Raw genomic sequence first — 17243 nt, 5'->3', positions numbered from 1 at the left:
CCGGTCCGTCTTCCTCCCGTTGAGTGCTCCGCGGGCAGCGCACAGCTGCGCACGGCGGAGCGAAGCAGTTGGCCCGGGGAAGGGGCCGGCCGCGTACTGCGGCCGGCCCCTTCCCCGCGGCGAAGCCGATCAGTCGCCGCTGGGGACGACGGTGTCCACGCCCGGCATGCCGACGGCGAGGTGGTCGATCTGGGCCTCGGTCAGCGCGCCCTGGAAGACCCAGACGTCGGACAGCGAACCGGGGAAGTACTGACTCGATGTGGTCCCGGTGGTGTCCCGGCCGAGCTGCAGCGTCTTCGTGGCCTTGTAGGTGAGCACATCGTCGGACCACGAGACGGTGTCGGCGCAGCTCGCGTCGTCCTGCGCGCCGTCGTCGTCCGCGTCGGCGCAGGCGGTCTCCTGGAGCTCGCCGTTGACGTAGAGACGGATCTCCTTGGAGAAACCGTCGTAGACGAGCGCCACGTGGTTCCAGTCGGTGGGGCTGTAGAACATGCCGTTGCCGATGTCGGAGCCCGCGGCGGAGTCGACGTCGGACTCGGCCGTGGCGATCCTCCAGCGGCCCGGATCGGTGGCCGGCGTCGCACTGGGTTCGTAGCGCACGGCGAACGCGCTCTTCTTGGCCCCGGGCGCGCTCAGCACGGTGACCGGGTTCGTGGGCACGGCGGCCGTCTGGACGTAGGCGCTGACGGTGAAGCTGGCGCTGGTGTCGACCGGTACCACGGAGGCCGCGGCGTAGTCGTTCGTGCCGTCGAGGACGACGGCGCCGTCCACCCAGCCCGAACCCGTCTGAGCGCCGTTGTAGAGGGTCATGGCGTTACCGGAGGCGGAGGCGTCCGGCGAGGTCAGCGGGGTGCCGGCGGACGTCTCGAACTTCCAGCGGCCCTTGACCACCGCACGCTGCTTGAACAGCTGCTGCACCTCACCGGCCGACACCGGCCGGTCGAAGAGCTGCACGTCGTCGATCTGGCCGGGGAAGAACGAGGTGGCTTTGCCCTCGAACGCGCTGGCGCCGATCTGCACCGCTCCTCCGGCATACCAGCTCGAGGGGATGGCCGCGGTGCCGGCCAGCGTCCCGTTGACGTACAGCGAGAGCTTGTCGGCCTCGGTGTCCTGCACGCCGACCAGATGCGTCCACTCGCCGCCGTAGGCGGTGGTGCCCTCGGGCTGTAGGGCCCGCACGACCGTGGAGTCGGCGGTGTCGGCACTGTGCTGGTTGAACACCCAGCGATCGTAGGAGTTTGAGTAGTACAGCTCGGGGCCGGTCACCGTGTCGCCGATCTGCGTGGCGACGGTCGCGGCATGGGTCGGTTTGGTCTTCGGCAGCTTCACCCACGCCGAGACGGCGAAGCTGTACGAGGTGTTGATGTGCGGGCTGCCGGTGGCGGCGTAGTCGTCGGTTCCGTCCAGGGTGAGCGCGTTGCCGTCCACGCCGGCCGCGCCCGTGGTGGCGCCGCCCTTGAGGACCGCGGGGTTCACGTCGGCCCGGCCGCTCAGCGCGGTCGCGCCGTGGGCGTCGTCCATGTGGAAGACCGCACGGGCCGGACGGCCGCCGCCGATGCTGTTCGAGGTGTACAGGCTCGACACCTCGCCCGCCGAGAGCGGCTTCTCGAAGGTCTTCACCTCGTCGATGGCGCCGGGGAAGGGCGAGGTCGGCGTGCCGTTGAGGAAGCTGCCGCCGATCACCATGCCGCGCCGTGCGTTCCAGGCCGTGGAGTAGGCGGTGGACCCGGCGAGCGCACCGTTGACGTACAGCTTCAGCAGCTTCTCACTGGCGGCGTACATGCCGACCAGGTGCGTCCACTCCCCGGCCTTGACTCCGCCCGCGGCGGCCTGCATGGCCCGCACGGGGGTGGCGTCGGCCTTGTCGGCGCTGTACTGGTTGAACACCCAGCGGTCGTAGCCCTTGGAGTAGTACAGCTCGAAGCCGGGGGTGTTGTTGCCGCGCTGAGAGGCGACGACGGCCGCTCCGGCCGGCATGGCCGACAGCTTCACCCAGGCCGACACCGAGAAGCTGACGTCGGTGTTGATGGTGGCGATGTCGGTGGCGGCGTAGTCGTCGACGCCGTCGAACTGCACCGCCTTGCCGAACTTGCCCTCCACATCAGGCGTCGGGCCGTTGTACAGGGTCGCGGCCTGCTCGGGCGCGCTGCCCGCCGCCTGCGTGGCGCCGGCCGCCTCGTCCATCGACCAGTCGGCGCGCTCCAGTTGCCCCGCCTTGACCCGGAACTGGTAGGTGCGGATCTCGGAGCCGTTGCCGGCCGTGTCGAAGGACCGCGCGGTGAAGGTGTTGAGGCCCGGCTTGAGCGGCAGCACGGGCACGGTCTTGGCCGCTCCGGCCGAGGTGGCGACCGTGTTGGCGGAGACGGGGTCGCCGTTGAGGCCGAACCAGTACTTCGTCACATCGGAGACGGCGCCGGTGATCACGAAGTCGCCGTACTGGCCCACTCCGTCGTACCAGGGGTCGTCCGGGTTCTCGGGGTCGGAGGCCGGATAGACGGCCGAGGAGATCGTGGGCGCCTTGGGCACGCTCGTGTCGTACACGAAGTAACAGGCGGTCGGGTCGCCCGTGTACGACCACGGCGAGTACTGGGCCCCGTCGTAGGACTGGACGTACCAGTTCACCGTCTTGTTGGCGGGAACCGAGGGCAGGGTGATCGCGAAGTCCGAGCCGGACTTCTTGGCCGTCGTCAGACCCGACTTCCAGCGGGTGACGACGCCCTTGCCGTCACCGGTGTCCCAGCTCGCCCGGAATTCCACGCGGACGGAGTCGCCGTCGGGGTCGGTGACGTCGTTCGCGTAGATCTTGCCCAGCGAGCGCACCCGCGCGGCACTGGTGGGCTTCTTGCACGAGCCGCCGTACTCCATGGTCAGCTGCGACATCTTGATCTGCGGCGGCGGGCGGTTGTACTGCACGCGCAGATAGGCGTCGTCCGAGAACCGCTTCCAGGCGTATCCGTCGGACTCGCTCGCGGCCTTCATGCCGAAGGTCATCGTCGACCACTTCTTGTCCGCGGCCTGCTGCACCGCGGACTTCACGTCGAACTCCGCGTCCTTCGCCGCACAGCCGGTGAACCCGTAGGCGAAGGACTGCGTCCTGAGGCGATCGATCCAGAAGGCGTCGTTGTCCTGCGAGTTCCACGTCGTCGAGGAGGAGATGTCCTTGGTGCGCCACAGCTCCACGCTCCGGTCCGAGCAGGACGCCGACCAGGTGTTGCGGACCACGAACTCCGCCTGGAGCACGGTCCGGCCGGCGAACTTCGAGGTCGGGATGCGGTAGAAGAGCCGCTTGGTGTCGTACGGCGCGCAGTACGACCAGTTGCAGTACCCCAGGCCCGCGTCCGAGTCGCCGTTGAACTTCCACTGCGGCGACGACGCCCAGTACTTGGAGGCCATCGTCCAGGCCGTGGCCTTCGGGGAGTACCACTGCGGGTCGATGAACACGGGGTACACCGTGTCCTTGCCCTTCAGCACGCCGCTGTCCGGCGTCAGCACCAGCGCGTCCTGCCCGGCGGAAACGTCCACGCCGACCGGCGCGACGTTCGCGGACTCCGCGGCGACGGCCTCCGAACCGTCGGCGCCGCCCTTGGCCGCCGCGGGAGCGGAGGCGGAGGCGGACACGGATGCCGGAGCGGAGGAGGACGCCGTCGCGGAGGCGGAGGCGGGGGCTTCGGCGGCCGCGGCGGCCGAGCGCTTCGAGGTGCCGTTGGAGGTGCTCTTCGACGTGTCGGAGGTGTTCGGCGAGGCCGTCGGGGCGAGCGCGGCGCCTGCGGCGGCGGACTGCGTCGCGGTGCTGCCGGGCGCCTTGGTGCTGGAGTCCCACATCACGGGGCGGGGGGCCTCGAAGACCGCGCTTTTGGCGCCCTCGTCGACCGCCGCCAGACCGCCGTCCCGGGTCTCCTTGACCTGCATGCCGTCGGCGTCCAACTTCAGACGCAGCGTGCTCAGGTCCGTGCTCGCCGCGGCCTCGGCCGACTTGACGACGAGGAGCTGGGTGAAGCCGTCCTGCTGCGCCGTCATCCGCAGATCGACGCCGGGCAGCACCTCCGGGTAGGTGACGGTGTTCCCGTTCAGCTCCGGGGAGGGCAGCACCCCGGGCCAGGACAACGCCAGCTCACGGCCGCTCTTCGTCATCCGCACCAGCGGGGACGAACCCCCGCCGGAGAACACCAGGCCGACCGTCGTGGCCTTCGGCGCGACCGTTCCGTCCGCGTCACGGGACAGGGTGGTGTCGATGTCCCGCCACACGCCGTCCACCCGGGTGCGCACCGGACGCAGATGCTCTCGCGCCTCCAGGTGCCCCTCCGGGGTCGCGTACACCTCGCTGCTCTCACCGCGCATCGAGGTGATCTCCACCAACTTGCCCGTGCGCGCGGCCTCGGCCAGCGCCTTGCTGTCCTCGCCCGCCCCGTCGCCTCCAGCGGTGTGGCCCGTCCCGCCGGATTCGGCGGCCGATGCGGCATCCGTGTCCTTTGCTGCCTTTGCAGCTTCGGCGGCCGCGGCTCCGGCCCTCTCGCCGGCCATCGCCATGCCGCCGTTGAACGCGCTCGCCGCCAGCACCATGGCCGCGGAGAACACGACGCCGGCTGCGCGCAGCCGGCGTCTCCCCCCGTACGTATTCATATGAACTGCTCCCCCACAAAGCCGCGTTGAACTGCGGCCCGAATGTGTTCGATCACCTGCCAGATCGCAACCTAAGGCCACTCACGCGCCTCTAACCAGAGCCTCACAAGTGGGCATAGCCCCCAGGGATCACCAATCAGCGCAACCCGAGAAGTGACACAGTTCATGTTTGCTCTGCAAATTCAACCCGCTTCGGCGGTGACTTCCGATTTGTCATGGATCATTCATCAACACCGATCACTGCCGCCTCGCGCGGCCGCTCAGCGGCGTCGCACTGCGGGGTCGAAACGCTCCGGCATGAACGCCGAGCGGCTGGTGGTGACGTCACGGCCCTCGCGGATCGCGCCCGACAGCCGGCCCGGGGTCGGCGGGCTCCACACCAGCACACCGAGTCCGTACTGTTCGGTCACGGGCAGGACATGGGCCTCATCCTGCGCCGCAGGATCGAGCAGCCGTGGCGTCACGTCCACATCGTCCTGTCCACCCTGTTCATCGTGCTCGGCTGCATCGCATACATCGCCCTGATGGTGAACCTGCCCTTCCTCCTGTGATCGGCCGGGTACAACGACAGTGGAATCTGCGGCTGTCCGGCGAAAGGCTGGGCGTTCAGGTGGTGCAGACGCCGACGGCGGAGGCGATGGCCTTCGCGCCCGCTGATCACGACGCACTCGGCGCACCACCCCTCTTCCACCCGTCAGACTGCGCACTGCGCCGCGCGTTCGACCAGACCATGATCACTCCGTGTCAGATGTGGAGAGACCGAGTACTGGACGAGGCCCGGCACACCGCCGACCTGGTGCATCTCGTGCACCTCTTCGGCGTCCATCCCGGAACCGCTGTGCGCTTCGTCCACGCCGCCCACCCCGACAAGGCACTGCCCTCCATCCGCTGATCAAGAACCGCGCCGGCTCGCGTGAGAGGCGGCTGCCCGCCGTGGCCCAATGTCTTTCGGGTGTACCCACTCGCTGATCCGCGTGTGGCGGCCTTCGGGCGGCCGGCGCAGAGCGCCTTGAGGGAACGCTGCCGGCGTCGACGGCGACACGTACCGTAGGTTTGGCATAGGACAAACTTTGACGAGAGCAGCGCGCGCACGCCGCGAGGACCGCGGTCGAGGCCGCCTCCGGGGTACCGGTCATCGTCGGTATAGGCGCGTTGCGCACCTCGCACGTGCTGGAGCTGGCCGAGGACGCGCAGAAGGCGGGCGCGTCCGGAGTGCTGCTCGCCCCGATGACGTATCAGCCGCTCACCGAGGACGAGGTGGTCGGTCTGTACGAGGACGTCACCCGCGAGCTCTCCGTACCGCTGTGCGTGTACGACAACCCCGGCACCACGCACGTGCACTTCACCGACGAACTGCACGGCCGCATCGCGCAGTTGCCGAATGTCGGCTCGATCAAGATCCCCGGAGTGCCCGACGACCCGCGCCAGGCCGAGCTCCGCATCGACGCGCTGCGCAAGCTGATCCCCGACACGGTCACCATCGGGGTGAGCGGCGACTGGACGGCTGCCCGCGGCTTGAACGCCGGGTGCGACGCCTGGTACTCGGTCATCGGCGGCACCTTCCCGCAGACCGCCCTCGCCCTCACCCGTGCCGCCCAGGCCGGCCACGCCGCAACGGCCACGGAACTGTCCGAAGGGCTCGAACCGCTGTGGGCGCTGTGCCGCCGTCACGGCAGCCTGCGCGTCATGTCCGCCGCCGCCTCCCACCTCGGCCTGACGGGGGAACCGAACCTGCCGCTTCCCCTGCGCGCACTGGACGAGACCGCCCGCCGCGAGGTCGTCGCCACACTGGACGCCCTCCAGCTCACCTCCTGAGCGCGGACCACATGAGCCAGCGGCACACAGCAAGCACACCGGGGACGGCGGGGGCACCCACCGTGCCCGCAAGAGGCAACGGCGGCCTGGCGCGCTACGTCATCGCCGCTGCACTCGCCCGCACCGCCGACGGCGGAGCCGTGGTCGCCGTCGTCCTGCTCGTCACCTCATCCGGCGGCTCCGGGACGTTGGCCGGAGTACTCGGCGCCTGCATCACCGCCCCGCACCTGCTCGGCCCCTTCGTCGCCCGGCCGCTGGACCTCGCCCAGGACGGCCGGAAGGTCATCGCGGCGGCCTGCCTGCTGTACGCCACCGCCCTGAGTACAGCAGTACTGACCTTCGGTCACGTCCCCGCCGTGCTGACCGGGCTGACGCTGGCCGCGGCTGGCACCTGCGGGCCCTTGCTGACAGGCGGCATCAGCAGCCGGTTGCCCGCCATCGTCGGACCGCGACTGCACACGCAACGACGGGCCCAGGGCGGGGACGTGGCCACCTATGGCATCGGCGGCACCGTAGGGCCGTCCCTGGTCACGGCGGCAGGCAGCGTCCTGCTCCTGCCGTTCACCGCGCCGTCCCACGGCGGCGACAAGAAGACGATCCTCAAGCCGGGAGCGACCCTCGCGCTCATCGCCCGTACCGGCCGCCTCCGCCGCACCGTCTACCTGACGATGATCGTCGCCCTGAGCGTTGCAGCACTGCCGAACACCGCAGTCCACATGACGAAGATCCTCGGCGTCGAGCCGGCCACCGTGGCCGTACTGACCGCCGCCTACGGCCTCGGCAATCTCACCGGGGCCATAGCCGTCATGGTCTTCCCCATCACCGGAGCTGGTCCGTCCAACGGCAACCCGGCAGAGCGAGAAGCCCCCAGCTTCAGCCGAGGGAGGAGTCAGGTAGCGTCGTCAGGGGATGGGGGGTGAGATGAACTTCGACGAGAACGAACCACTGTCTCTTCGAGAGGAACGCTTCGCCGCAGAACGAGCTGAAAGCAGAGCGGCACGCAAGGCTGCGTTGCTCGACTTGCGGGGAGCCCACGTCGGTGCGGCCATTGCGATCATCGCCCTGGTCCTCCTCAGCTGGCATGGCAAGCTGGTCGCTCTGAGCGTCATCAGCGGAGTCTTTCTGATCTGGTTCGCCGCAGCCCTCGTATGGGTCTACGCCGACGGCGACCATGGCAGGCACGCACTCCAGCGCGCGTACAACGTCACCTTCGGATGGGGCGACGGCTTCTGAGCACCAATGCCGGACCAGAGGGACCAATTGACGGGCGACGTCGAACCGGCGGGGCCGCGGTACGCCGACGATCGAGTACCAGGCCGGCGAGCTGGACTGACAGCGGATCTGCGCGATGGGGGGCGTCAGGAATAGCCTGGAAGAGAGCGGCACCGGGGCGGAGCGGACCCTCTCGATGCTTCCCCTTGACCCCGGGGGGCCGCAAAACAGGGAGGAAGAGACATGCCCTGGAATATGAACGGCACGTACCTGGAGAGCTGTAACTGTGACGTGGTGTGCCCCTGCACCACCTCGGGCCTCACCGCACCGGCCGACCACGAGCGCTGCCAGGTGACCTTCGCGTTCCACGTGGACAGCGGGAACGTGGACGACGTCGACGTCTCCGACCGCAGCGTGGCCGTCTTCATCGACGGGCCACGGGTGATGGCCGAGGGCGGCTGGCAGGTGGCGCTGTATGTCGACGCTTCAGCCGACGACGGTCAGGCGGAGGCGCTGGGCAAGGTCTTCTCGGGCCAGGTGGGCGGGCCGATGGCGGGACTCGCTCCGCTCATCGGCGAGGTCCTCGGCGTGGAGCGGGTCCCCATCGACTACCGCGACGACGGCCGCCACCACGCCGCGCGGGTGGGTGATGCCATCGACATCGAGATCGAGGACCAGGTCGCCCCGCAGTTCGGCGAGGACGGCCCGGTGATGAGCCTGACGGGCATGTTCCACCCGGTGAACAGCACGCTGACGATCGCCCGGTCCACCCGGGCGACGGGGGACGGCGTGTACGGCCGGTCCTGGGACTTCACGGGTGGCAACGGACACTCTGCGCCCTTCGCGTGGTCCGGATGACCGGTGGGCCGGTTACCGTCCGTATCCGGGTGGCCCCCGCTGTGCTGCTGGTCGTGGCGGCCGCAGCCTGGTCCTGGATGGTGACGCGCTGGGGCGGCATGCCGGCGATGCCCGGCACCATGGGTCTGGGCCTGGCCGCTTTCCTGGCCGTGTGGACGCTGATGATGACTGCGATGATGCTGCCCGCCACAGCACCCGTCGCCGCCTTGTACGCACGCACCATCACCGTGCACCGGGCCCCGCACATGGTCGTCTTCACGGTCGCCTACCTGCTCGTCTGGGCCGCGGCCGGGCTGCCGGCCTACGCGCTGGCTGTCGGCCTCGGCCGGGCGGCGCGCCTGACTCCCGCGGCGGGGACAGCAGTGGCCGCGGCCGTGTTCGCCGTCAGCGGCGTCTACCAGCTCACGCCTCTCAAAGACCGTTGTCTGGCGAGGTGCCGTTCGCCGATCGGCCTGATGCTGCGCTACGCCTCCTACCCCAGGGCCTCGCGCGATCTGCGTGCCGGAGCCCACCACGGGGCCTTCTGCCTGGGCTGCTGCTGGTCGCTGATGTTGTTGCTGGCGGCGTTCGGTGTGATGAACCTGTGGGCCATGGTGGTCCTGGCCGCCGTGATCACCGCCGAGAAACTCGCTCCGGTTGGTCGCTTGGTGGCCCGTGCCGTGGGGATCGCCTCGATCGTCCTGGCCGTCGCCGTCTTCTGGGTCCCGGCGCTGGCTCCGGGTCTCACCGGCGGCGGTATGGCGGGGATGTGAGGACTGGCCGCGCCCGCCGAGACATCACAAGCCGGGGTGACGGCCGGCTTGTCGAGGAGGGCCACGGCGCCAGCCCCCTTCAGGGTGAGGTCGGTGTGGGCGGCGACCTCGGCAACGGGGCGCGCGGCTGGTGGGGGGTGAAGCAGACGTGGAGAAGACACCGCCGGGCCGTCGCGCGCCGTAGAAGAACGAGTGGCGGATCCGCTAATGATCACTGTGAGCGATGCGCCTGGACCCGGGAACCTAGTGATCATTTCAGAATGTAGTGATCAGCGTGAAGACGCGCTCCCAGGTGCCGTCGACGGCCCACATCCGCAGCCGGTTGTAGACGCCACGCCTGTTTCGGCCGCGCGGCCGAAACACTGCCCCCGGGATGGGCCCTGTCCGACAGATTGACCGCCGAGTGAAGTTGCTCGCGTGTTCACCCGGCTTACCTACGACACGTGCACCGAGGCTGCGTGATCGCGCAGCCAACCGCTCCGCCACCCGTACGGCCCGGCAAGGCTGTTTCGCCGTCTGCGTCTACGGTGCGGGCCGAGCGCCCCGGGTGCACGAGGACCGATGGGGGCAGGGGTCGCACTGGCGGGCGTTGAAACACGCCACGGTCTACGGGGCCATCGCGGACGCCTCGAACCCCTTTCCACGTGACCTTGCCGACGCAACCTTCTGCACGTCGGCTTCCAGGACGTCACGCAGCTCGTCGTCGTCTGCGGGAACTTCCAGTCCGAGTGAGGCAGCGACCTCGCGGTAGGACGCCGCCATGCCGGGATCACCTGCGGCGACCAGGCTCGACAGCAGAGGCTGGTCTTTCGGCGTCTGCTGGTCGACGAGGTGAGGACGGCGATGCGTTCGGCAGCGGTCGTGCGGCGCAGTGCCACGCCGAGCTGACGTTCTAGCCTGCTGCCCATTTCACACCCTGATGACTGGACGGCAGCTTCGGAGTCGACGCTCCAGTCGTCGGACTCAAGTGATGTGGCCGGAGACGAGAAGTAGTTGCAGGCCGCTCTGGATCAGGGCGAGGACCTTGATGCGCATGCCGCATCCCTCGCTGCCGCAGGTGCGGGCTCTTACTGGCTCTAACAAAAGCTGTTGATCATGTGACTGTTGGCTTGTCCGCTCGTTGGTCTGGTCTTGGGGAAACGCCAGTCGCGACCGTGGATCGTGTCGGATGAACTCTGGTCATTTATCGAGCCGTTGCTGCCCGAGCCGGCGCCGAAGCTGGTCGAGGGCAGACCTCGAGTGCCGGACCGCCAGGCCCTGTGCGGGATCCTCTTTGTCCTGCATACCGGCATCCAGTGGCAGTACCTGCCGCAGGAGCTGGGCTTTGGCTCGGGGATGACCTGCTGGCGGCGCCTGGCAGCCTGGAACGAGGCGGGCGTCTGGGACCAGCTCCACGTGCTGCTGCTGGAGAGGCTGCGGTCGAAGAACCAGCTGGACTGGTCCCGGGCGGTGATTGACTCCTCGCACGTCCGCGCGGCCCGAAGGGGCCCAAAAGCGGACCCAGCCCGGTCGACCGCGCACGTCCGGGCAGCAAGCACCACCTCATCGTCGACGGGCAGGGCATCCCGCTCGCGGTGTCGCTGACCGGCGGCAACCGTAATGATGTCACCCAACTCGAGCCGCTGCTGGACAAGATTCCGGCAGTCGCGGGCCGGGTCGGCAGACCGCGCCGACGCCCCGACGCGCTGCTGGCCGACCGCGGCTACGACCACGACAAGTACCGCCGCTTGCTCTGGCAGCGAGGGATCCGCCCGTGATCGCGAAGCGAGGCGAGCCGCACGGCACTGGCCTGGGCGTCTTCCGCTACGTCGTCGAGCGCACGATCGCCTGGCTCCACGGCTTCCGCCGCCTGCGCATCCGCGCCCGCACGTCACGGCACTCACTCACGCGGCGATCGGCCTCGGCAAGGTCGCCAACATGCATGACGTCGAGGCAGCCGCAGGCCGGGACGCGGCCTTCTTCGCCGGTAAGGTGCCCCCGCCGCCCCCGTTCCCACCACTTGCCCATGGAGTGCTGCGCCCGGGCACGGACGCGCCGGCCGGCACGCTCACTCCGCAAGGCCGTATCGGTCTGCCCGACGGGCGTACCGGGCGCTTCGACGACCTGACCGGCTACGGCTTCGCGCTGGTCACGGCCGAGGATCCCACCGCCGCCCTCGGGCCGGAGCGGCTAGCACTGCTGGAGCGCCTGGGTTGCGCCGTGGTCGCCCTCGACACGGTCGACGACCTCGACGGACGCCACCGTGAGTACCTCCACCTGCTCGGCGCGGTCGCGTATCTGGCCCGCCCGGACTTCGTCCTGTTCGGCACCGCCGTCGACAGCACCGACATCGGCGCGCTCGTCGACGCCCTCGACGCCGCGCTGACCGCACCCGTGAAGGTGATGGCATGACCGAGAAGCCGGAAACGCCGACGCTGTCGCCGCTGGTCGCCGCCCAGCACCGGGCCATGCCCTTCACCCGGCTCACGGACTGCGGCATGGATCCCGCCGACGCCCGCCGCCTGCTCGCCGACACCGCGGCCGGGACCCAGTGGGCGGACGCCGCCGCGGCCCTTGCGGAGACGCAGCTCGAACGAGCCCGGCGCGCAGGGGAGTTGGGTCACGGCGCGACCGCCCGGCAGGCATACCGGTTCGCTGCCGCGGCCCTGATGTTCGCGCAGATGGCGGACCAGACCGACACCGCGGAGAAACGGGAGCTGTACGCCCGGCACACCGCCGCGGTCGCCGCTCTCGCGCCCTGGGTGGAGCGCGTGGAGATCCCGCACCGCGACGGCGTGCTCGGCGGCTGGCTGTGCCTGCCGGCCGGCACGCCCCGGGCCACTGTGATCGCGTGGGGCGGGCTCAGCAGCTGGGGGGCTGCGTATCTGCCGGTCGCTGACGTGTACACCGCGCGCGGCCTGGCCTGTCTGCTCGTGGAGGGGCCCGGCCAAGGCGAGTCACGGCTGCGCCACGGGCTGTACATCGACGAACACGTCATCGACGGATTCACCCGCTTCGTCGACCTGGTCGAGGCCGATCCCCGCCTCGGTGGTCCGATCGGCGTCCAGGGCATCAGTTTCGGCGGCCTGTTCGCCGCCCATCTGGCCGCCGCGGATTCGCGCGTCGCCGCGGTGGTCGTCAACGGTGCTCCGGCGGTACCGACCGTCCCGGAATTCCGTACCGCCCGCGAGCAACTGTCAGCCGTGGTCGGCACAGACGAACTGGGCCGGGTGACCGAAGTCATGGACAGCCTGCGCTTCGACCCGGACAAGCACCGCATCACCTGCCCACTGCTCCTGCTGCACGGCAGCCAGGACCCCCTGGTCCGCTACGAGGACCAGGAGCCGTTCCTGCGCGCCGCCGACCCCGCCACCGCCACGGTACGGATCTGGCCCGACGGCGAGCACACCCTCTACAACCACGCGGCCGAACGCGACGCGCTCACCGGCGACTGGTTCACCGACCGCCTCACCGGCCGAGGCACCTCCGAGAGTTAGGAACGTCAGGTGGACTTCACCGTCGAGACCGCCACCGACGCGGTGCTGGACAGCTTCCGGGAGACCGAGGACCAGCGGCTGCGACAAATCACGGAAAGCCTGACTCGCCACCTCCACGACTTCGTGCGGGACATCGAGCCGACGATGGAGGAGTGGGAAGCCGCTATCGGGTTCCTTACCGCCGTCGGCCAGACATGCGACGACACCCGCCAGGAGTTCGTCCTGCTCTCCGACGTCCTGGGCGTCTCCATGCTCGTCGAAACCCTGAATGGGGCCGAGGACGGCACCGAGAGCACCGTCCTGGGCCCCTTCCACATGACCGTCTCGCCGCATCGCGAACTCGGCGAGTCCATCGACCTGCTGGGCACCGGCCGACCGTGCGTCGTCTCCGGCCGGGTGGCGAGCGCCGACGGCACACCCCTGCCCGATGCCGAACTCGACGTCTGGCAGTGCACCGAGGACGGCTTTTACGACGTGCAGCAGCCCGACGTGCAGCCACCGGGCAACGGCCGTGGGCTGTTCCGTACGGACGACGAGGGCCGCTTCTGGTTCCGCGGCGTCGTCCCCTCGCACTACCCGATCCCGACCGACGGCCCGGTCGGCGGCCTGCTCCGCGCCACCGGTCGGCATCCCTACCGGCCCGCCCATGTGCACTTCATCGCGCGTGCCGACGGCCATCAGCCGGTCACCACGCACGCGTTCGTCGCGGGCAGCCCGTACATCGACTCCGACGCCGTCTTCGCCGTGAAACGCGGCCTCATCACCGACTTCACCGAGTCGCATGACGAGCGGGACGCCGAACGCTTCGGCATGCGGGCACCCTTCACCCACGCCACGTTCGACATCGTCCTGGCCACAGCACCGGAGGCCACGCCATGACCACCAAGCAGCCGACTTTCAACTATGAGGCCTTGCCCATGAGAGTGGTCTTCGGCGCCGGAAGCCTTGCCCAGATCCCGCAGGAGGCGGAACAACTCGGCCTGCGCCGACTGCTGGTGTTGTCCACGCCACAGCAGGAGCAGCTCGCCGATCAAGCCGAGACGCTGCTCGGAAAAGCCTGTGTGGGCCGTTTCACCGAAGCCCGGATGCACGTGCCCGCCGACGTCGCCGCGGACGCCGTCAAGGCCGCGCGTGAGACGGGCGCGGACGGGTGTCTGGCCATCGGCGGCGGTTCCACGATCGGCTTGGGCAAGGCGATCGCCCTGGAAACGGGGCTGCCCGTGATCAGTGTCCCGACCACCTACGCGGGCTCCGAGATGACCCCCATCTGGGGCCTGACCGAGCACGGCCGCAAACGGACCGGCCGCGACCGTACGGTCCTGCCGCGCAGTGTGATCTACGACCCCGAGCTCACCCTCGGTCTTCCCGTCGGATTGTCGGTGACCAGCGGCTTCAACGCCATCGCCCACGCCGTCGAAGCCCTGTACGCCCCCGACGCCTCACCGATCATCTCCTTGATGGCCGAGGAAGGTGTCCGTTCCCTGGCCACCGCCCTGCCCACCATCGCTGAGCACCCCCTGGACCCTCGGGCGCGGTCGGACGCACTGCGGGGGGCCTGGCTGTGCGGCGCCTGCCTGGGGGCCACCACGATGTCGCTGCACCACAAGCTCTGCCACATCCTCGGCGGTACCTTCGACCTGCCCCACGCCGAAACCCACACGGTCCTGCTCCCGTACGTCGCCGCCTTCAACCTCCCGGCGGCACCGGCGGCCGAACAGGCGCTGAGCCGAGCCCTGGCCGCCGACGACGTACCGGGACACCTGGCCCGCACGAGCGTCGAACTCGGTGCCCCGCGCTCCCTCGCCGGCATCGGCCTGACCCAGAACGAGGTGGACGAAGTCATCGGCCAGGCAGTGGACCAGCCTTACGCCAATCCGCGCCCGGTCACGTCCGATGCCCTTCGGTTCCTGCTCACGGCAGCGTTGAACGGCGCCCTCGCACCCTGACCGGCGCCCAGGTCTGGGGTGCAAAGGTCACCCGGAGGCGGGGCACAGCTGTTGGTCGATCCCTTTCTCGGCGCCAGGACTCAGCCGCCCGCGGAGGCGGGAGAACGTCTGCGCCGATCGGGGTGCGGGCCACTCGTCGTCGAAGCAGGCGGCGGGCGGGCCCGGGGCGCTGCGCAGCCGCCGCCCCCGGTCGTCGGCGAGCAGCAGAAGCTGCGGCAAGGCATCGTCGGGGATCGGCTCGGTGTGTTCCCCGATGTCGAGGAACGCTTCGTGAGCCGTCCGCAGTGCATTCAAGTCCCGTGCCCTGTGCGCGAGTTCAATGGGATTGCTGGGCGCCGTAGGCCTGCCATGGGCGCGGGACCAGACATTGTCCGTCAGGAGGTCCCGGAGCATGGCCTCGACGTCCACGCGGTCGGCGGCGACCCGCATATGGGGCCGGACGGCGCGGAAGCCGGCCCAGGTCAGCCAGGTCTGGAGCAAGTAGCGCACGTTGCGCGGGCTTCGGGGAGCGGGCACCCGGCCGTGGCCGCGCAGGCCCGGCTGGAAGACGTCGGAGTCTGCGGGCCGTTCGGCTCCCCTGTCCAGGGCGGTGAGCGCGCCAGCACGTCTTCGGGCGCCAGGGCGAAATCGAAGATGTCGATGTTGCTTTTGATCCGCTGGGGATCGGTGGACTTGGGTATGGCGACCAAGCCGAGGTCCATGTGCCAGCGCAGCACGATCTGACCGGTAGTACGGGAGTACTTCACCGCGAGCCGGTTGACCGTGTGGTCTTTCAGCAGGGAGGTTCCCTTGCCCAGCGGGCCCCACGACCCCGTCTCGATGCCGGGGCGCTGGTGGTAGGCGCGCAGTTCGGCCTGGCTTGTCAGCGGTGACAGCTGGATCTGGTTGACGGCGGGCACGGGCAGGTCTCCCGCAGGAGGCGGTCGAGGTGGGTGGGCTTGAAGTTGGACACGCCGATGGCGCGCGCCCGGCTGTCGGCGAGGACCTTTTTCCAGGGCTTGCCACGTCTCGACATACAGATCCTGTGCGGGGACGGCCAGTGGATGAGGAAGAGGTCGAGGTAGTCGAGGCCGAGCGCGGTGAGGGATGCGTCGACGGCGCGACTCATATCGGGGAGCTCGTCATCGCCGTGCGGTAGGGCTGACGGACGGCGCGGACGGCCCGCCGACCTTTGTCGGCGGGCCGTCATGCCCGGTCGGGTCAGGCGGAGATCGCCGCCTCGACGGGCTTGTGCGCCAGGGCCTGGACGCCCTCCCAGTCGAGGATCGCGTGGATCTTGTCGTTCTCGTCGAGGAAGCCAAGAGGACCCTGCCAGACGAAGAAGAAGACCGTCTCGTCGGGGAAGTTGGTCCAGTCGTACCAAAGCACCCAGACAGACAGGATGCCTCGACATGACCGCGGTGAAAGGTTCTTCTAGATCGACGGGAAGTAGCTGGCGGGGCTCTGGAAGACCACCCCCTCCATCCCGATCGACGCCCACGTTAGTTACTCGCGAACGACGTCGGCCTCGGTTGACGGACGCAGCGTCCACGGCGCCGACAGTCGGCGGGCAGCGAACACGGTTCCAGTGCGGCCCTGCGCCGCCAGTACGGCCACGAGGTGGTGTCCGTCCCGGACAGCCTGAGCAGATCGAACGCGACGAAGTTGGCCGGCCACTCCTGCGCCGCCCGGGCCGCCCCGGCACCACGCCGGGCAAGCCGGTTCGGCAGCCGCTCGAACGCGAGGCGGCCCGCGGCATCCCATACGACCAGCTTGCCGTCCAACGAGTTCGCGTCCGGCAGCTGCACGGCCCCGGCCACGACCTCCGGAAACGACGGCCCCATCTCGGTGCCGCGCCTGGAGCGGTCGCATGGCGCCGATCCGGCGAAGAGCGACCGGAGACTAGACCATCACTGCTGCGTCGCGCGGACGGCGAGAGCGGCTGTCTTCGTGAGAGTGCGGTCAGGCGGCGAAGGAGGCGAGCAGTTCGTTGTACTGCTTGGCGGCGGTGTTCAGATCTTCGTCGGAGAGGCCGAAGGCGGTGCCGTACAGCTTGACCATCGGCTGGATGTCGAACTGGCACAGCCGCAGGGTGGCGTGCCAGTTGCCGAGCAGTGTCTCGATGGTGGCCTGGTTCGAGCCTTCGGGGGTGTAGTGCTCGGCGGGGACGCCGGCGGTCACGGCGACGACGGCCTTCTTGCCGGCCAGCTGCGAGGCAGAGCCGTCCATGGTGAAGGCCCAGCCGAGGGTGAAGACCTTGTCCTGCCACTGCTTGAACAGAGGGGTGGTGTTGTACCAGAACACCGGGTGCTGGAAGACGATCACATTGTGGTCGGCCAGCAGTGCCTGCTCGGCGTCGACGTCGATCTGGAAGTCGGGGTAGGTGGCGTAGAGGTCGTGCACGGTGACATGGGCCAGCTCGCGGACGGCGTCCACCAGGGCCTTGTTGGCCTTCGACTGGGACAGGTCGGGGTGACCTACGACAAGGAGAACCTTGGACATGATGAGAAAGCCTCTTCAGTGATCAGTGAAACGGGGTGAACAGATGCGGGTCGGTCAGGTGCGACGGGTCAGCAAGTCGCCAG

General features: G+C 69.3%; 18 protein-coding genes and 3 pseudogenes. 12 read left to right on the top strand and 9 right to left on the bottom strand.

The features are described 5' to 3' along the window. Positions 1 to 129 precede the first annotated feature (129 nt). Both OHS71_RS01340 and OHS71_RS01335 read right to left on the bottom strand, forming a co-directional pair. Positions 130 to 4620 carry a LamG-like jellyroll fold domain-containing protein gene (locus OHS71_RS01340; RefSeq protein WP_328475910.1) on the bottom strand — a complete coding sequence of 1497 codons (4491 nt, stop codon included), beginning with the start codon at positions 4618 to 4620 and terminating at the stop codon, positions 130 to 132. A gap of 272 nt (positions 4621 to 4892) precedes the next feature. Further along, positions 4893 to 5048, bottom strand: a pseudogene (locus OHS71_RS01335) (aldo/keto reductase); the annotation flags it as partial. Between OHS71_RS01335 and OHS71_RS41240 the strand changes: the two are divergent. From OHS71_RS41240 to OHS71_RS01305, 7 genes and pseudogenes are all read left to right on the top strand, one after another. Further along, positions 5040 to 5171, top strand: a complete 132-nt coding sequence (locus tag OHS71_RS41240; RefSeq protein ID WP_443047193.1) for a hypothetical protein — start codon at positions 5040 to 5042, stop codon at positions 5169 to 5171. The pseudogene OHS71_RS01335 and the gene OHS71_RS41240 sit on opposite strands and share 9 nt — an antisense overlap. Further along, the gene (locus OHS71_RS01330) at positions 5168 to 5512 is read left to right on the top strand and encodes a hypothetical protein (protein ID WP_328475908.1); all 345 of its coding nucleotides are present in this window, start codon (positions 5168 to 5170) and stop codon (positions 5510 to 5512) included. Before OHS71_RS41240 ends, OHS71_RS01330 begins: the two co-directional genes overlap by 4 nt. Before the next feature lie 197 nt (positions 5513 to 5709). Then, a pseudogene (locus tag OHS71_RS01325) lies at positions 5710 to 6435 on the top strand (dihydrodipicolinate synthase family protein); the annotation flags it as partial. A gap of 62 nt (positions 6436 to 6497) precedes the next feature. Then, positions 6498 to 7355, top strand: coding sequence for a hypothetical protein (locus OHS71_RS01320; protein ID WP_328475906.1), 858 nt, complete (start codon positions 6498 to 6500; stop codon positions 7353 to 7355). Between the two features lies 1 nt (position 7356). Beyond that, positions 7357 to 7668, top strand: coding sequence for a hypothetical protein (locus OHS71_RS01315; RefSeq protein WP_328475904.1), 312 nt, complete (start codon positions 7357 to 7359; stop codon positions 7666 to 7668). A gap of 222 nt (positions 7669 to 7890) precedes the next feature. Next, positions 7891 to 8505, top strand: coding sequence for a DUF1326 domain-containing protein (locus tag OHS71_RS01310; RefSeq protein ID WP_328475902.1), 615 nt, complete (start codon positions 7891 to 7893; stop codon positions 8503 to 8505). Positions 8506 to 8534: 29 nt separating this feature from the next. Further along, a complete protein-coding gene (locus OHS71_RS01305) occupies positions 8535 to 9257 on the top strand; it encodes a DUF2182 domain-containing protein (protein WP_328475899.1) in 723 nt (240 codons plus the stop codon). Positions 9258 to 9863: 606 nt separating this feature from the next. Here the strand turns inward: OHS71_RS01305 and OHS71_RS01300 are convergent. Next, positions 9864 to 10019 carry a hypothetical protein gene (locus OHS71_RS01300; protein WP_328475897.1) on the bottom strand — a complete coding sequence of 52 codons (156 nt, stop codon included), beginning with the start codon at positions 10017 to 10019 and terminating at the stop codon, positions 9864 to 9866. Between the two features lie 369 nt (positions 10020 to 10388). Between OHS71_RS01300 and OHS71_RS01295 the strand changes: the two are divergent. The 5 genes and pseudogenes from OHS71_RS01295 to OHS71_RS01275 form a co-directional block, all read left to right on the top strand. Beyond that, positions 10389 to 11118 (top strand): annotated as a pseudogene (locus OHS71_RS01295) (IS5 family transposase); the annotation flags it as partial. 56 nt (positions 11119 to 11174) lie between these two features. Further along, on the top strand, positions 11175 to 11648 hold the full coding sequence (locus tag OHS71_RS01290) for a hypothetical protein (protein WP_328484812.1): 474 nt from the start codon (positions 11175 to 11177) through the stop codon (positions 11646 to 11648). After that, the gene (locus OHS71_RS01285) at positions 11645 to 12733 is read left to right on the top strand and encodes an alpha/beta hydrolase family protein (protein ID WP_328475895.1); all 1089 of its coding nucleotides are present in this window, start codon (positions 11645 to 11647) and stop codon (positions 12731 to 12733) included. The genes OHS71_RS01290 and OHS71_RS01285 overlap by 4 nt, the downstream gene beginning before the upstream one ends. Before the next feature lie 9 nt (positions 12734 to 12742). Beyond that, positions 12743 to 13612: a dioxygenase family protein gene (locus OHS71_RS01280; RefSeq protein ID WP_328475893.1), complete on the top strand. Its 870-nt coding sequence runs from the start codon at positions 12743 to 12745 to the stop codon at positions 13610 to 13612. Beyond that, positions 13609 to 14679 carry a maleylacetate reductase gene (locus OHS71_RS01275; protein ID WP_328475891.1) on the top strand — a complete coding sequence of 357 codons (1071 nt, stop codon included), beginning with the start codon at positions 13609 to 13611 and terminating at the stop codon, positions 14677 to 14679. The genes OHS71_RS01280 and OHS71_RS01275 overlap by 4 nt, the downstream gene beginning before the upstream one ends. A gap of 27 nt (positions 14680 to 14706) precedes the next feature. Here the strand turns inward: OHS71_RS01275 and OHS71_RS01270 are convergent, their stop codons facing one another. From OHS71_RS01270 to OHS71_RS01245, 6 genes are all read right to left on the bottom strand, one after another. Next, positions 14707 to 15159 carry a hypothetical protein gene (locus tag OHS71_RS01270; protein ID WP_328475889.1) on the bottom strand — a complete coding sequence of 151 codons (453 nt, stop codon included), beginning with the start codon at positions 15157 to 15159 and terminating at the stop codon, positions 14707 to 14709. Next, positions 15141 to 15578 (bottom strand): aldo/keto reductase, encoded by a 438-nt coding sequence (locus tag OHS71_RS01265; protein ID WP_328475887.1) that lies wholly within the window; start codon positions 15576 to 15578, stop codon positions 15141 to 15143. The genes OHS71_RS01270 and OHS71_RS01265 overlap by 19 nt, the downstream gene beginning before the upstream one ends. Then, positions 15542 to 15787, bottom strand: coding sequence for an aldo/keto reductase (locus tag OHS71_RS01260; protein ID WP_328475885.1), 246 nt, complete (start codon positions 15785 to 15787; stop codon positions 15542 to 15544). Before OHS71_RS01260 ends, OHS71_RS01265 begins: the two co-directional genes overlap by 37 nt. A gap of 92 nt (positions 15788 to 15879) precedes the next feature. Continuing rightward, entirely contained in the window at positions 15880 to 16047 is a 168-nt protein-coding gene (locus OHS71_RS01255; protein WP_328475883.1) for a hypothetical protein, read from the bottom strand. A gap of 113 nt (positions 16048 to 16160) precedes the next feature. Continuing rightward, on the bottom strand, positions 16161 to 16502 hold the full coding sequence (locus tag OHS71_RS01250) for an ATP-dependent DNA ligase (protein WP_328475881.1): 342 nt from the start codon (positions 16500 to 16502) through the stop codon (positions 16161 to 16163). Between the two features lie 118 nt (positions 16503 to 16620). Next, positions 16621 to 17160: an NAD(P)H-dependent oxidoreductase gene (locus OHS71_RS01245; RefSeq protein ID WP_328475879.1), complete on the bottom strand. Its 540-nt coding sequence runs from the start codon at positions 17158 to 17160 to the stop codon at positions 16621 to 16623. Positions 17161 to 17243: the final 83 nt, after the last annotated feature.

The sequence above is a fragment of the Streptomyces sp. NBC_00377 genome (assembly GCF_036075115.1).
Classification (GTDB): Bacteria; Actinomycetota; Actinomycetes; order Streptomycetales; family Streptomycetaceae; genus Streptomyces.
This window is presented reverse-complemented; position numbering and strand designations above follow the sequence as displayed.

Bases quoted from the DNA above. Each gene is read 5' to 3' on its own strand.
- OHS71_RS01260 (WP_328475885.1), bottom strand. From the start codon at position 15,787: ATGAGTCGCGCCGTCGACGCATCCCTCACCGCGCTCGGCCTCGACTAC.
- OHS71_RS01310 (WP_328475902.1), top strand. From the start codon at position 7,891: ATGCCCTGGAATATGAACGGCACGTACCTGGAGAGCTGTAACTGTGAC.
- OHS71_RS01340 (WP_328475910.1), bottom strand. From the start codon at position 4,620: ATGAATACGTACGGGGGGAGACGCCGGCTGCGCGCAGCCGGCGTCGTG.
- OHS71_RS01285 (WP_328475895.1), top strand. From the start codon at position 11,645: ATGACCGAGAAGCCGGAAACGCCGACGCTGTCGCCGCTGGTCGCCGCC.
- OHS71_RS01245 (WP_328475879.1), bottom strand. From the start codon at position 17,160: ATGTCCAAGGTTCTCCTTGTCGTAGGTCACCCCGACCTGTCCCAGTCG.
- OHS71_RS01300 (WP_328475897.1), bottom strand. From the start codon at position 10,019: ATGGCGGCGTCCTACCGCGAGGTCGCTGCCTCACTCGGACTGGAAGTT.
- OHS71_RS01290 (WP_328484812.1), top strand. From the start codon at position 11,175: ATGCATGACGTCGAGGCAGCCGCAGGCCGGGACGCGGCCTTCTTCGCC.
- OHS71_RS01275 (WP_328475891.1), top strand. From the start codon at position 13,609: ATGACCACCAAGCAGCCGACTTTCAACTATGAGGCCTTGCCCATGAGA.
- OHS71_RS01315 (WP_328475904.1), top strand. From the start codon at position 7,357: ATGAACTTCGACGAGAACGAACCACTGTCTCTTCGAGAGGAACGCTTC.
- OHS71_RS41240 (WP_443047193.1), top strand. From the start codon at position 5,040: ATGGGCCTCATCCTGCGCCGCAGGATCGAGCAGCCGTGGCGTCACGTC.
- OHS71_RS01250 (WP_328475881.1), bottom strand. From the start codon at position 16,502: ATGGGGCCGTCGTTTCCGGAGGTCGTGGCCGGGGCCGTGCAGCTGCCG.